The following is a 13,350-nucleotide window of genomic DNA, read 5'->3' on the forward strand; positions in this document are numbered from 1 at the left end:
ACTGTCCGGTGTAGGTTAAAGCAGGGGGATGGGAACACACATAGGTAACGGTGTGAAGCACCTAAGGCACTGCTGTTTTTATCCATCCCCCACCGCTTAGCCGAGTGACTACCAAAGATAATTCGGTAAAAGGTAATCAGATAGGGTAGTGAGCAAAGGTATGATCGGCACGCGGGGGAGCGATTCGTCTTGTTGCTACCGACACTGCGCTGTTCAATCCCTTCGGGATAAGTGATGCTTCGCTACGGGATAAGCACATCTGCCGGTTTACTTCGAAAATCAGATCGCGCTCATTGCCTGTTTCGGACACAGCCGCAGAGAAAACAATCATTTTTCGAAAAGGTGAACTGAAAAAGGTAACTTGCCCGCCAGTCAAGACCGATACCTTCCCGGGAGCAAGAAGTTAAAGACTGTTAAAATCGAACCACCTAAACAGTTTCGGTCGTTACCAAGTTGAACTAGAATACACTATTCAATCTAACCACACAGAAAAACCGTATCATGCAAAATTATTCCATCCTCTGGGCCGATGACGAAATTGACTTACTGAAACCCCATATTCTTTTTCTGAATAACAAAGGATATACCATTACGCCCGTGAACAGCGGGGCCGATGCGCTCGAAAAAGTGGATCAGGAAAACTTCGACCTCGTTTTTCTGGACGAAATGATGCCGGGGATGACGGGTTTGGAAACGCTCCAGCAAATCAAGCAAATGCGGCCCAATCTGCCGGTTGTGATGATTACAAAGAGCGAAGAAGAACATATCATGGAAGGGGCCATCGGGGCCAAAATCGCCGATTACCTCATCAAACCGCTCAACCCCAACCAGATTCTGCTGTCGGTCAAAAAAATCCTTGATAACAAACGCCTGGTGACCGAAAAAACGAACCAGAGCTACCAGCAGGACTTTCGGAATTTATCGAATTTATACAACGACCGCGTCGATTTCGACGACTGGGTCGATATTTATAAAAAACTCATTTTCTGGGAACTGGAGTTGGATGGCGCGCAGGACAAGAGCATGGGCGAAGTCTTCAACATGCAGAAGAGCGAGGCCAATGCGACGTTTTGCAAGTTCGTGATGAACAATTACGAGGACTGGCTGAACGAACCCAAAGGCGATAAACCGGTGATGTCGCACCAGTTGATGCGGAAGAAAGTGTTTCCGCTGATTGAGCAGAACAACCCGCTTTTCTTCGTGCTGATCGATAACCTGCGCTACGATCAGTGGAAAGTGATCGAGCCGATTCTGTCCGAATATTTTACGGTTGAAGAAGAATCGTCGTACTACTCCATTTTGCCGACCACAACGGCTTTTGCCCGGAACGCCATCTTTTCGGGGATGATGCCGAGCGAAATGGAGAAAAAACATCCCGATCTGTGGGTGAATGACGACAACGAAGAAGCTGGTTTGAACAACAACGAAGACCAGTTTCTGAAACGCCAGATCGACAGCAGTCGTCTGAACATCAAGTTTTCGTATCACAAGATTCTGAACATCAACCAGGGCAAACACCTGGTCGACAACTTCAGCAACCTGATGCAGAACGATCTGAACGTGATCGTCTACAACTTCGTGGATATGCTGTCGCACGCCCGGACGGACATGGCGATGATTAAGGAACTGGCCCCCGACGAAGCGGCTTATCGTTCCATCACGCGGTCCTGGTTTAGCCACTCGCCTTTGCTGGAACTGGTGCGGAAGATTTCGGAAAAGAATGGCCGGTTGATCATTACCACCGACCACGGCATGATCCGGGTGCAAAAACCGGCCAAGATTGTCGGCTACCGGGATACGAACACCAACCTGCGCTACAAACAGGGCAAAAATCTGGGTTTCGACGACAACCACCTGTTCGTTTGCCGTAAACCGGAAAACTTCTTCCTGCCCCGGATTCACGTATCTACGGCCTACGTCTTCACGCTGGAAGATTATTTCTTCGCGTATCCGAACAACTACAATTACTACGTTAATTATTACCGGGATACGTTCCAGCACGGCGGAGTCTCGCTGGAAGAAATGATCATTCCATTTGTGTATTTGAAACCGAAGTGATTTAAGGAATGATGAGTTATGAATGATGAACGATGGATGTTATGCGCTAGCCAATTCATCGTTCATCATTCATAACTCATCATTTTATAATCCCTGCTCAATCACCTTCCCATCCTCAACGCGCAGCACCCGGGCGGGATACTTGCGGAGAAAGTCGTAGTTGTGGGTGGCCATCAGAATGGCGGTGCCGGAATTGTTGATGGTTTGGAAAACATTCATGATTTGTTCGCCAACCGCCGGATCGAGGTTTCCGGTGGGCTCATCGGCAATCAGAATCATGGGTTCGTTGAGCATGGCGCGGGCTACCACCACGCGTTGCTGTTCCCCGCCTGAAAGCTGGTGGGGCATTTTTTTTTGCAGAGTTCCCAGACCCACCTGCATCAACACCTCGGAAATGCGGTTTTTCATCTTGGTCTGATCCGTCCACCCGGTGGCCTTGAGCACGAACCGCAGGTTTTCTTCGATGTTGCGGTCCATGAAAAGCTGAAAGTCCTGAAAGACGATGCCAATTTTCCGGCGCAGATACGGAACGTCCTTCGGTTTTAGTTTTTCGAGGCCAAAACCGGCCACGCGACCGGTGCCCGCCTGCAGCCACAAATCAGCATACAGCGTTTTGAGCAGCGAGCTTTTGCCGCTACCCGTCCGGCCAATTAAAAACACAAAATCCCCTTTGTTGACGTCAAACGTCACATCAGCCAGGACAATCCGACCTCCCTGGTAGATATCAGCCTGATTCAGAGACAGAACGGGTTCGGTAGAGAACATAATTGTCAGTTAAGAATTAAGAGTTAGGAATTAAGAGTTAAAAGTTAATTGTGCGGTTTAATGCGTCAGCCAACTCTTAATTTTTAATTCTTAACTCATAACTTATTTGGTAGCTGCTTTCTTGTGATCGGCTAAAAACTTGGCCAGACCGATGTCGGTGAGGGGGTGGCTGAAGAGGGCGTTGATGACGCTCAGCGGCCCGGTCATGACATCGGCGCCCACTTCGGCACACTGGATGATGTGCATCGGGTGCCGAACGGATGCCGCCAGAATCTGCGTGCCGTAGCCATAATTGCGGTAAATCAGGGCAATTTGCTCGATTAGCGCAACCCCATCGACCGAAATATCATCCAAACGACCAATGAAGGGAGACACATAGGTGGCACCCGCCTTGGCCGCCAGCAGGGCTTGCCCGGCCGAGAAAATCAGCGTGCAGTTGGTTTTGATGCCCTTTTCCGTGAAGTAGTTGATGGCCTTGATGCCTTCCTTGATCATCGGTACTTTCACGACAATTTTATCATCGATTTCGGCCAGTTCTTCGCCTTCGGCAATCATTTCGTTAAACGTAGTCGCGATCACTTCGGCGCTTACATCGCCATCGACAATGTCACAAATGGCTTTGTAATGCTGCATGACGCTGTTTTTACCGGTGATGCCTTCCTTCGCCATCAGGGATGGGTTGGTGGTCACACCGTCTAAAATGCCCAGATCCTGCGCTTCGCGAATATCGTTTAAATTGGCGGTATCGATGAAAAATTTCATAGAGTCTAAACTGAAAGAAAAGAGATGATATGAGTGATTAGAATGCGTTCAACAATAAAGATAATCGTTCAATCAGACGATCGGATTTTTGATTTTCCGTTGAGCGAATCAGGTTCTGAAGCGATTGGGCCGCGTTCAGAATGCTGGAAAACAAAAAAAGGCAAACCGACATCTCACCGCTACGACCGCCTACCCTTGCTTCTGTCAAGACCTGGGGGATTCAGCAGGAGCTGGTAGTGCCTGTTTGCCGGGTGCAAAATTAGTAATTTATGCAGGAAAATAAAAGCCGCTGCCTACTTTTGTGGTGATTTCAAACAATTATCATGATAAAGATCATTCCAGATTCCATACAGGACCATTTTATATCAAAAAAAAACGGCCGACTTTTGGGCCGGTGTTTAATCCTGTTCAGTTTATTGATTTGTCAATCCTGTACATCGTCGGAAAGCAAACTGGCGGAAGCGCGTGCATTGATGCAGCAGGGCAAATTTCGGGAGGCCATTCAGCCGTTGAATCAGGCGATTGATGCCGATGCCGATAATTACGAAGCTTTCAACAGCCGGGCTGTGGCTTATTTCGAGTCGAAAGATTATGAAAATGCCCTTCTCGATTTCGAACAGGCTATTCAGTTGAAACCGGATTTTTATAAACCGTATTACAACCGGGCGAAACTGAAAACCGCCCGGGGTGAAACCGACGCGGCCCTGAAAGATTACGCCGAAGCCATCCGCCGGTCACCCGATACGTCGGATATTTACCTCGACCGGGGCCAGTTGTTTGCCAACAGCGGGAATCTGGTATCGGCCTTATCGGATTTTAACCAGGCTATTCAACTGGATGGGAAAAATTCGCTGGCGTATTTTAACCGGGGAAACATCCGGTTTCAGCAGGAAGAATATGCCGAAGCTCTGAATGATTTTACGAAAACCGTGCAACTGGACGCTAAATTTGGCAAAGCTTTCAACGCCCTCGGGGTAACTCAGGTCATGATGAACCAGCGCGAAAATGGGTGTCTGAGTCTGAAACAGGCCAAACAACTGGGCTATTCCGAAGCCCAGGCGTATCTGACCGAATACTGTCAATAAAAGATTTTTTTACACTTCTATACCTCCTAAACCCATGCGGAAAATTCTTGCCATCACGTTTGGCCTGTTGTTCACCCTCTTTGCGGCTTTTCAATACAACGACCCCGACCCACAGGTGTGGGTTCCCATTTATGGATTTGCCGCCATTGCCAGTTTTATGGCGTTCGGAACCGCCGGTCGCCCGTGGTTTTACCTGGCGGCCGGTGCCATTTACCTGGTTTCGGCCATTTACTGGTGGCCCCCGCAATTTGAAGGATTTTTATTGGACGAAATGGGCATGAAAACGCTCAACGTCGAACTGGCCCGCGAATCCGGCGGTCTGGCAATCTGTGCCGTGGCCATGCTGTTGCTGGCGGGGTTGACGCGGGGAAACTCGTCTGTCAAAACCGGTCACTGACCACGGCTTTTTTAAAATAAACGTTCTTCGCACTCTTGGCGGGAATCATTTCCTGGATGGCTTCGGCGGTTTCGATGGGCAGGTCGGATTCCAGAATGCTGGCACCGTCGTTGAAAACCGCCCGGTAAGCGGCTGCCCGTTCGTCGGCTGTTTTAAGTTTGTCGTAGGTGGGAGCCGCCGAAATCATGCACATGACGCCTTTTGCGTTCAGCAAACGGTACATTTCCTGGTTTTCGGGTTTGACATCCGGGCCAATGTAGGCGATCATCTGCGAAAACGGAATCCCGGCTTTTTCGTAGTCCTTCATCGCCTGTGGCGTTTTCACAAAGGCCGAAAACATCTGGTTTTTGTTCCCTTTGTAGTAATACAAGGCTTCTTCGGCGGTGTGAACGGTGAGCATCACGAAGGTGTCGGCTTTGTGTTCTTTAATGAGCGCGGCAATCATCGGGAAAGGCACATCTTTTTTGTCCAGATTCAGAATCGTTTTTCCCCGCGCCCAGTCGATGGCTTCAGCCAGCGTCGGAATGCGGTGTTCAGTCACGTTGCCCTCCGCATCTTTCAGCCGCAATTTTTTCAGTTCATTCCACGTATAGTCACCCACTTTCCCGGTTCCGGTGGTGGTTCGGTCCAGCGTGGCGTCGTGCATCAGCACAATCACGCTGTCTTTGGTCAGACGCGGATCGATCTCGAAAAAAGCCGGGGTATGTTTCAGTGTGTTCTCGAACGTCGCCATCGAATTCTCCGGAAATCCTTTGACCATGCCGCCCCGGTGGCCGCTGATGATCGGCCGGTCTTTGCCCGTCCACCGGAAAAAACTGTGTAGTTCTTTGGGCGTTTTGATCGCCAAAATGTGCAAAGGTTGCTGCGCCTGGACGAGATACGGGGAGAAAAGGAAAGCCAGAAAAGGGATTGTTTTAAACATACAAATCAGGGAATGAACAGTCGTGCAAGGGTGACGGGTTACGCTGGTGGCATACCTGCCGGCTGTGTGGTTTTTTGAACCGCAATTTGGCTAAAAATGCCTGAGTTTATTCTGTTTCGGGGGGCAATTTTAAAACTACGGGGATTTATATACACCGAGGGCCTGCCCGGAACAACTCCTGACAGGCCCTCGATAGATGGATTAAAAACCGTTTATTTCTGCAGAACCAGACTTTTCGTGCGAACGTCCTTCCCCTGTTGAACCTGAACCATATACAGCCCGGTGGCACCGGATAACCGTACTTTCTGCTTCTGGATTCCACTGCCTTCCAGCGTGCTCGTAAACCAGTTGCGACCCAGTAAATCGACAACCGATACCGTCGACTGCTGCCAGGTGGCGGTGTAGAAGCTTACCTCAAATTCGCCACTTGTCGGGTTCGGTGCGATCGAAATTTGGATGCCGGATTCGGCATCGAACGAAGCACTCAGGCGGGCGCCGGGGGCGCAGGGCCCAAGCACTTTGGGAGCCTGTTTCAGCGTATAGGTGCTGCCCAGCACGCGCGCCGAAATGGTGTGGGTCCGGTTGTCTTTCAGATTATCGGGTGTCGGAAAACTGTAAACGTGCCGACCGTCACCTTTACCGGCGGCTTTGATGTCCTCGCGGTAAATATCGGCCAGTGCCGTTCCCAGGGAGGTGCTGCCTTCCAGAAACTCGACCGTCAGCGGGGTGTTCGGTTTGTTCCGATCCCAGACCCACCCCCGTATCGTTCCACACTCGACCTTGTCCAGGAATCCTTCAAAATTGCCGGTTACGGTGGTTGGATTATTGATGGTAACCGTAACGGCAGCAGAGGAACCGCTTTCGCAACCGGTTTCTTTCCGGCATTTGGCGGTATAACTGGTCGTTATGGTGGGGTTCACGGTGATCGGCGATCCGGTCTGGTTGGTGCTCCAGACCACCGTATAAGCACACCCGGTAGCCGTCAGTTGCACACTTTGGCCGGATGTCGCCGTCGTGGAACTGGCATTGACGGAGGGGGCCGCCGGTGGTGTACAACCGCCCGGTGCCGTAATCTGAACCACGCTACTGTACTGCGAGGTTTCGCTTGTACTGATCATTTTCAGGCGGTAGTACGCCGGTGAGGAGCTATTCGAATGCGTGAAACTGTAGGTTTTGGTGCCATCGCTGGTACCGGCTGCCGCCACTTCACCCACCTTGCTGTAGGAACTGCCGTTGGTACTGAATTCAACTTCAAACCGGCGGGAATTTTGCTCTTTGCTGGTGGCCCAGTCCAGTTTTTTCTGCGCACCGTCGATGACGCCCGTAAATGACGTCAACGTGACCACGAAGGGCGCGGGTGCATCGGCCGGAAAAGCTCCGAAATATTTGTCCAGAAAAGCCATGCGTTTCTCAAGCCAGGGATCGATGTAGGAAAAGTCGGCTAATGCCAGTCGGTCGGGCCACCGCAGGGTTTCGCGGGCGTAGGCTCCTTCATTCTGGAGCAGGTTATAATGAGTCCGCAATTCCTGTTTGATACTTTCCAGGCTGTAAATGGTGCCTCTCAGCTCAAACCAGCGTTTGCGTAGTTTGGATTTAAACCCATCGGGGTCCTGCGACAGGAGCCGGTTATAGAGCCCGTTGGTCATGACATCGTTTGTATGGTATTCTTTATTTCCCGTAAAATCATACCCAAACGAAGCATCCAAATCCCACGGAAGGTAAAAGTATTTTTCACCTTCTTTGTATTTTGCCAGCACCTGGTTGTTCGACATGTTATCCGCAGCGCGGATGGCGTTAATGAAAACGAAATTGTCGATCAAACTGGTAATTTCCACCCGGTTGAAAATTCCGGCTTTAAAATTCTGATTGGAAGAATTAACGATAAAGTTCACAAAGTCATAGAGGTTAAACCAGAATGACTGTTTCGGATAATCGATTTCGAACCCGCCCCAACTCAGTCCGGCATTGGGATCGTAGCCGGGCAAAGGTCCGGTATATTTAGTTGCGCTTCCCGGATTGGTCTTGTAGAGTTCGCCCCGAACTTCGCCATCATCGGTGATTTTCTTCAGTTTTAATTGCTTCCGGTCTTCCTTTTCGGTCAGCAGATAAACGCCGTTATAAGAACCGTTAATGAATACATCGGTATACCGGAACCGGATTCCGCCAATGGCTTCCGGTTCTTTCGCGATATACGGCAGCGTGTGCGTTTTTAGCCAGAGCGAATGCGCCGTTGCATTCTGGAGTCGCATGGATTCGCCGTACATGGCCAGGAGGTAATAGTCACTGTCTTCGCGGAGTCCGTCCAGACTAACATCCCGGCTTTCATCCCCTTTTATATCGTTCCACAACTCCATATTATACCCTTTCTTTGGGTAGCCTCTTGAGAAATTTCCCCGTACCCGAATGCCCATGTAGGACGTCACCAGCGGCTTATCCGTGGTAGAAAGGGTAATCGTTCCCGGCGTCCGGACATCGTCTTCCTTTTCGTTAATAGCTTTACTGTTAACAGTTTTAACATTCAGGATCGGCAGGCTAGTAAAGAACAGGGTAAAGATGGCTCCGTTGTTGTTAATCTTGTAGGCCTTCCCCTTTTCGAAAGTCGCAGTCGCTTCTGAGAAGGTATACTCCTTATCGAAGATGATTTTCGGACGTGCCGGTTGTCCGGATGGAATGGTCGGAATTCGATTGCAGACGATGAGTTTTCTTGATTTATCAACCTGAAAGCTCTCAGGCTCTACACTAATGGATTGTGCGTATACTACCGTGGTTTCCAGGAAGGAAATCAGCAGGAATATTCCCAAAAAACACGAATAGAAGGATTTAATAGCGGTAAAGGTTTGCTTCATAACGAGAGAAAAATTTAAGTAAGACGTGATATAAAAGGAATTGGAAGCTACATGACGGATAAATAGGCTTCACAAACGGAATAAGTTCTATTTCTGCGTCATATACTACTACAAATATAGAATTTATTTATAGGATGGTACATTGATTCTTTAACAGGAGAGGAGGTGGATTACCGGTTTATACCCAAAAGCTTCATCTGTCTGACTAAATTGCGCGACAGGGTGAAAATGAACTGCATTATTTAAAAAGGGGAATGCGGTTTAAGTTATCATACGGTATAACTATTCCGGTTGTACAAACGGATATTTTTGTTCGGTAATAGCGTTTTGTATTTTATTTATTGCTTTTACAAGCAATTTTAAACAGGATTGCTAGAGGACAGAATGTAGGGGTAGAAAGTATGAATAAAGTGCATTTCGTAGACTGGTTCGGTTACGATCTGCTCAGGCAATGCATTCCTCTTACTTCGGAAATCTAGTTGAATGTATGCCGGAATTCGAGCGGAGAGAGATTCGTTTTATTCTTGAACAGTTTGCTGAACGACTGCGGGTATTCAAAACCAAGCTGATACGCAATTTCGCTCACGGAGAGGGAGGTCGTCGTCAGGATTTCCTGCGCTTTTTCGATCAGTTTGTTGTGGATGTGTTGCTGGGTGCTTTGGCCCGTCAGGTTGCGCAGCAGGTCGCTTAAGTAGTTGGGCGAAATGGCGAGTTGTTCCGAAATGTAATGCACCGTCGGCAGACCCAGTTGCTGCACTTTCTCGCCGGAAAAATAATCCGCCAGCAGTGTTTCCAACTTGATCAGCAAATCATTGTTGGTAGCCTTGCGGGTGATGAACTGCCGGTTGTAGAACCGGTTTGAATAATTGAGCAATAATTCAATGTGCGACACAATAACATCCTGACTGTAGGAGTCAATATTTGAACGATATTCCTGTTCGATATTCTTCATAATGGTGGTGGCCATTGCTTCTTCTTTTTCGGAAAGATGCAGAGCTTCATTCGCGGCATACGAAAAAAAACCGTAATTCTGGATGGATTTTGCCAACTGGTAATTCCGGATGTAATCGGAATGGACAACCAGCCACCAACCCGAAAGCGCCAGCTCATCCGTGATATCCGTGGTAATGACTTGCCCCGGTGAAAAGAAAGTCATGATGCCTTCGTCGAAATCATAATAGTTCTGACCATACTTTAATTTCCCTTTGAATCCTTTTTTGATGCAGATCGAGTAAAAATTATAAATAAGGCTTCTCATGCTTTCATCCGTATAGCAGGTTATTTCTTCGAAATTAATCACGCTCACCAGCGGATGTTCCGGTTTGGGTAACTCCAAAATCCGGTGTAATTCAGCGATTGAATGGATAAAATAGGGAGAGCGGTCGTTCTTTTTCATGCCGGTTTCGGTTTTAAAAACCCGGAAAAGCCACCCCTGAAGATCGCTTTTCCGGTTTAGGAACGTTTACAAACTAACCATCGCCATTCCGGTCGCATCATAGCGGTCGCCGGTCGAGGTGCCCAAGGGAACAATGGCTTCCAATCGATCCAGTTCATGGGTACTTAACGTTAAGCTGGCCGAAGCAATGTTCTGCTCTACGTATTTCACGCGTTTGGTGCCCGGAATGGGTAAATAGCCTTTGGCAATTACCCAGGCAATGGCCAGTTGCGACGGCGTAATGTCTTTTTCAGCGGCCAGTTTCTTGATCTCGTTCACCAGCTCAATGTTTTTGTGAAACTGCTCCCCCTGAAAGCGGGGAATGCTCCGGCGGAAATCGTTGGCGGGAAAATCATCCGGTGTCTGAATGTCGCCGGACAGAAATCCGCGTCCTAACGGCGAATAGGCCACAAAACCGATGCCCAGTTCCTGAATCGTTGCCAGAATACCGTCTTCCTCCACACTGCGCTCAAACAGGGAATACTCGGTCTGGACCGCTGTCAGGGGATGAACGTTGTGCGCCTTCCGAATGGTTTCCGAACCCACTTCCGACAACCCGATATACCCGATTTTCCCTTCCTTAACCAGCTCGGACATGGCCCCCACGGTTTCTTCAATTGGCGTGTTGGGGTCCAGGCGGTGGAGGTAATAGAGGTCGATGTAGTCGGTTCCCAGGTTTTTCAGCGAACGCTCGACGGCTTTTTTGACATAGTCCCGCTGGCCGTTGATCCGCCAGGTCAGTTGCTCGTTATCGTCGATCTCGTAGCCAAATTTGGTGGCAATCACATACTGATCCCGGTTTCCCCGGATGGCTTTGGCCACGAGTCGTTCGTTGGCGAGTGGGCCGTACAAGTCTGCCGTGTCCAGAAAATTACCGCCCAGTTCGAGCGAGCGGTGAATGGTGGCAATGGATTCGGCTTCGTCAACTTTTCCGTAAATATCCATGCCCGCAATCTGCGTCATGCCCATGCAACCCAGTCCAATGGCCGGAACGACCAATCCCTGGTTGCCTAATTTCGTTTTTTGAATACTGCTCATAAGTCCTCGTGTTTGATCGGAGTCAACTATTGACGCTGCAAAGGTGCGGCAGTTCCGATCCAAAAAAGTAACCAGATCTCTTGAAGTTGTATCCAAAACGGGAAAACGGATCGAACGGATTTCTGTCCGTTTTTTCCGCCTGACGGATGTGCGTTACTGCCAGCTTGGTACGCCAATGGCCCCAAACCACGTTAGATAACCGGTGGCCAAGACATGGAGAATCGACAGCACGACCATGTGCCAGTAAACGGTTCTGCTCAGGCTGGCTTTCCGTTCCCGGATCAGCGTGATGACGGACCAGACGGCCGCCAGGGCAAAAAGAATGGACAATACCAGCGCGGAAACCGATAGAAATCCCATCTTTCCCAGCCGTTCCATCGGATCCTGCCCGCCGATGATGCCCAGAACCGAGGTCACCACAAAAAGCAGACTCGTCAGAAAAGGCCACAGAATAACGTTGCGCGTCTCCTTACGGCCCTTGCTGGTCCTCCAGTATCGGATCAACCAGACGCTGCCGAAAATTACCGAACCCAGCAGATACAGGATCCAGAGGATACTGAGCAGGTATTGACCGTATGCCAGAACCGGTGAAATCCGCATCAGCGCCAGGCTGCCCACGTGAACGACTTCCCCCGCCAGCGGGTCCTGTACCTGCACCACACTGATTTTTCCGGTTTCGGGCGAGGCATACTGCCGGTCGGTCACGGCGACGTGGGTTTCTAAACCGCCCCCGAACAGGTTTCGGCTAAAAAGAAAATTTCCGTTCCGCCAAAGGCGCTTTACATCCACAATCCGCTGTTGAAAATACATCTTTTGCACCCGCGGATTGATCGGAACATAATAGCCGGAAATCGCATCATCGAGCTTTTGTTCCACCGGTTTTTTGCGGGTCGAATCGGTCTGAAAAGGGGCGGTCTGAAAACTTCGAATCAGGTTCCCAATCTGGGAAAGGGCATTTCCGTTCGCGGCATTGATCATAATGGCATAGCCCACCCGGTGCGTCGGGAGATACGCAAAATCCGTTAGTCCGCCGTTCACCCCGCCGGAGTGGGAGCGGTACACAAACTGCTTATACGGGGTCGAATAGTTGGCCAAACCGTAGCCATAGTCCAGACCCTCCCGCGCGCCGGTGGTGGTAGAGGGGGTTTCCATGCGTTTCAGGGAGGCTTCGCGCACGAGTTGCCGACCATCAACCCGACCCCGGTTGACAAAAAAACGGAGCATCCGGGCCATATCTGTCGGTGACGCATTAATGGCCCCCGAGGGACGAACGCTGATGTTCCAATACGGCTGGGGATCGTTATTCACATAGAGGGTGGCCCCCCGTTGCTGGTAAAGTGACGACGCAAAATACGTCGCCGTTGTCATGCCCAGTGGTTGAAAAAAATGAGTCTGAATGTAGTCTTCAAAACGCTGACCCGTCAGCTTTTCGATGATGTAGGCGGCCACCGGCGGACCCGAATTGCTGTAGGCCATCCGGGTGCCTGGCATCCAGCGGGATGTCCGGGTGCCGGGCAGAAAATCGAGTCCCTGTTTCAGCGTAAGGGTTGGATCGTTGAGGGCGTAATCTGCCATATGCATATCGTCCCAGCCCGTGGTGTGTTCCAGCAGATGCTCCACCAGAATCGGAGCGGTTTTTTCCCAGGGGTTAACGTAAGCGATTTCGGGAGCTAAATCCCGGACCTTGTCTTTCAGACTCACCCGGCCTTCTTCCTGAAGCTTCAGAACGGCCAGCGAAACGAACATTTTCGACACCGAACCAATGCGGAACAGCGTCGTAGCGGTAGCCTTCGTATTTTTCTCCAGATTGGCTTTTCCCAACCCCGCCACCCAAACCGTACTGTCTCCGTTCACCAAAGCCACCCCGACCGCCGGGGTTCCGGTTTCTTTCAGCACGTTTTCAATCGCCCGTTGAAGTTCCGGAATCGTTTTGGGGGACTTCGGTTTTTCCTGGCTCCTTCCGGTCAGGTGAACGAAAAGGAAGCAAAAAAGGAAAACCGTGTAACGAATTTGTTGGGGGAAGGTCATGCCGGAGGTCTTTC

Annotated in this window: 10 protein-coding genes; 3 read left to right on the forward strand and 7 right to left on the reverse strand. The window is 50.0% G+C overall.

Annotation, left to right across the window (positions count from 1 at the left end; genetic code table 11):
• The first annotated feature begins 501 nt into the window (after positions 1-501).
• Entirely contained in the window at positions 502-2,058 is a 1,557-nt protein-coding gene (gene porX, locus DUE52_RS19880; protein WP_114407800.1) for a T9SS response regulator signal transducer PorX, read from the forward strand.
• 84 nt (positions 2,059-2,142) lie between these two features.
• On the opposite strand, the gene DUE52_RS19885 is transcribed toward porX, so the two are convergent.
• Together DUE52_RS19885 and fsa are read right to left on the reverse strand one after the other, a co-directional pair.
• A complete protein-coding gene (locus DUE52_RS19885) occupies positions 2,143-2,823 on the reverse strand; it encodes a cell division ATP-binding protein FtsE (protein ID WP_114407801.1) in 681 nt (226 codons plus the stop codon).
• Positions 2,824-2,925: 102 nt separating this feature from the next.
• Positions 2,926-3,585 carry a fructose-6-phosphate aldolase gene (gene fsa, locus DUE52_RS19890; protein WP_114407802.1) on the reverse strand — a complete coding sequence of 220 codons (660 nt, stop codon included), beginning with the start codon at positions 3,583-3,585 and terminating at the stop codon, positions 2,926-2,928.
• 416 nt (positions 3,586-4,001) lie between these two features.
• Between fsa and DUE52_RS19895 the strand changes: the two genes are divergently transcribed.
• Together DUE52_RS19895 and DUE52_RS19900 are read left to right on the forward strand one after the other, a co-directional pair.
• The gene (locus DUE52_RS19895) at positions 4,002-4,670 is read left to right on the forward strand and encodes a tetratricopeptide repeat protein (RefSeq protein ID WP_229312235.1); all 669 of its coding nucleotides are present in this window, start codon (positions 4,002-4,004) and stop codon (positions 4,668-4,670) included.
• A 34-nt stretch (positions 4,671-4,704) separates the two neighbouring features.
• The gene (locus DUE52_RS19900; protein WP_114407804.1) at positions 4,705-5,067 is read left to right on the forward strand and encodes a transmembrane 220 family protein; all 363 of its coding nucleotides are present in this window, start codon (positions 4,705-4,707) and stop codon (positions 5,065-5,067) included.
• On the opposite strand, the gene DUE52_RS19905 is transcribed toward DUE52_RS19900, so the two are convergent.
• The 5 genes from DUE52_RS19905 to DUE52_RS19925 all read right to left on the reverse strand — a co-directional run bounded on the left by DUE52_RS19905 (position 5,051) and on the right by DUE52_RS19925 (position 13,336).
• The gene (locus DUE52_RS19905) at positions 5,051-5,989 is read right to left on the reverse strand and encodes a glycerophosphodiester phosphodiesterase family protein (protein ID WP_114407805.1); all 939 of its coding nucleotides are present in this window, start codon (positions 5,987-5,989) and stop codon (positions 5,051-5,053) included. The genes DUE52_RS19900 and DUE52_RS19905 overlap by 17 nt on opposite strands.
• Positions 5,990-6,201: 212 nt before the next feature.
• Positions 6,202-8,835, reverse strand: coding sequence for a CotH kinase family protein (locus DUE52_RS19910; RefSeq protein ID WP_114407806.1), 2,634 nt, complete (start codon positions 8,833-8,835; stop codon positions 6,202-6,204).
• A gap of 475 nt (positions 8,836-9,310) precedes the next feature.
• A complete protein-coding gene (locus DUE52_RS19915; protein ID WP_114407807.1) occupies positions 9,311-10,231 on the reverse strand; it encodes a helix-turn-helix domain-containing protein in 921 nt (306 codons plus the stop codon).
• Positions 10,232-10,297: 66 nt separating this feature from the next.
• Entirely contained in the window at positions 10,298-11,308 is a 1,011-nt protein-coding gene (locus DUE52_RS19920; protein ID WP_114407808.1) for an aldo/keto reductase, read from the reverse strand.
• 153 nt (positions 11,309-11,461) lie between these two features.
• A complete protein-coding gene (locus tag DUE52_RS19925; protein WP_114407809.1) occupies positions 11,462-13,336 on the reverse strand; it encodes a serine hydrolase domain-containing protein in 1,875 nt (624 codons plus the stop codon).
• Positions 13,337-13,350: the final 14 nt, after the last annotated feature.

Source organism: Larkinella punicea (assembly GCF_003334855.1).
Lineage (GTDB): Bacteria > Bacteroidota > Bacteroidia > Cytophagales > Spirosomataceae > Larkinella > Larkinella punicea.

Bases quoted from the DNA above. Each gene is read 5' to 3' on its own strand.
- DUE52_RS19925 (WP_114407809.1), bottom strand. From the start codon at position 13,336: ATGACCTTCCCCCAACAAATTCGTTACACGGTTTTCCTTTTTTGCTTC.
- DUE52_RS19900 (WP_114407804.1), top strand. From the start codon at position 4,705: ATGCGGAAAATTCTTGCCATCACGTTTGGCCTGTTGTTCACCCTCTTT.
- porX (WP_114407800.1), top strand. From the start codon at position 502: ATGCAAAATTATTCCATCCTCTGGGCCGATGACGAAATTGACTTACTG.
- DUE52_RS19915 (WP_114407807.1), bottom strand. From the start codon at position 10,231: ATGAAAAAGAACGACCGCTCTCCCTATTTTATCCATTCAATCGCTGAA.
- DUE52_RS19920 (WP_114407808.1), bottom strand. From the start codon at position 11,308: ATGAGCAGTATTCAAAAAACGAAATTAGGCAACCAGGGATTGGTCGTT.
- DUE52_RS19885 (WP_114407801.1), bottom strand. From the start codon at position 2,823: ATGTTCTCTACCGAACCCGTTCTGTCTCTGAATCAGGCTGATATCTAC.
- DUE52_RS19905 (WP_114407805.1), bottom strand. From the start codon at position 5,989: ATGTTTAAAACAATCCCTTTTCTGGCTTTCCTTTTCTCCCCGTATCTC.
- fsa (WP_114407802.1), bottom strand. From the start codon at position 3,585: ATGAAATTTTTCATCGATACCGCCAATTTAAACGATATTCGCGAAGCG.
- DUE52_RS19910 (WP_114407806.1), bottom strand. From the start codon at position 8,835: ATGAAGCAAACCTTTACCGCTATTAAATCCTTCTATTCGTGTTTTTTG.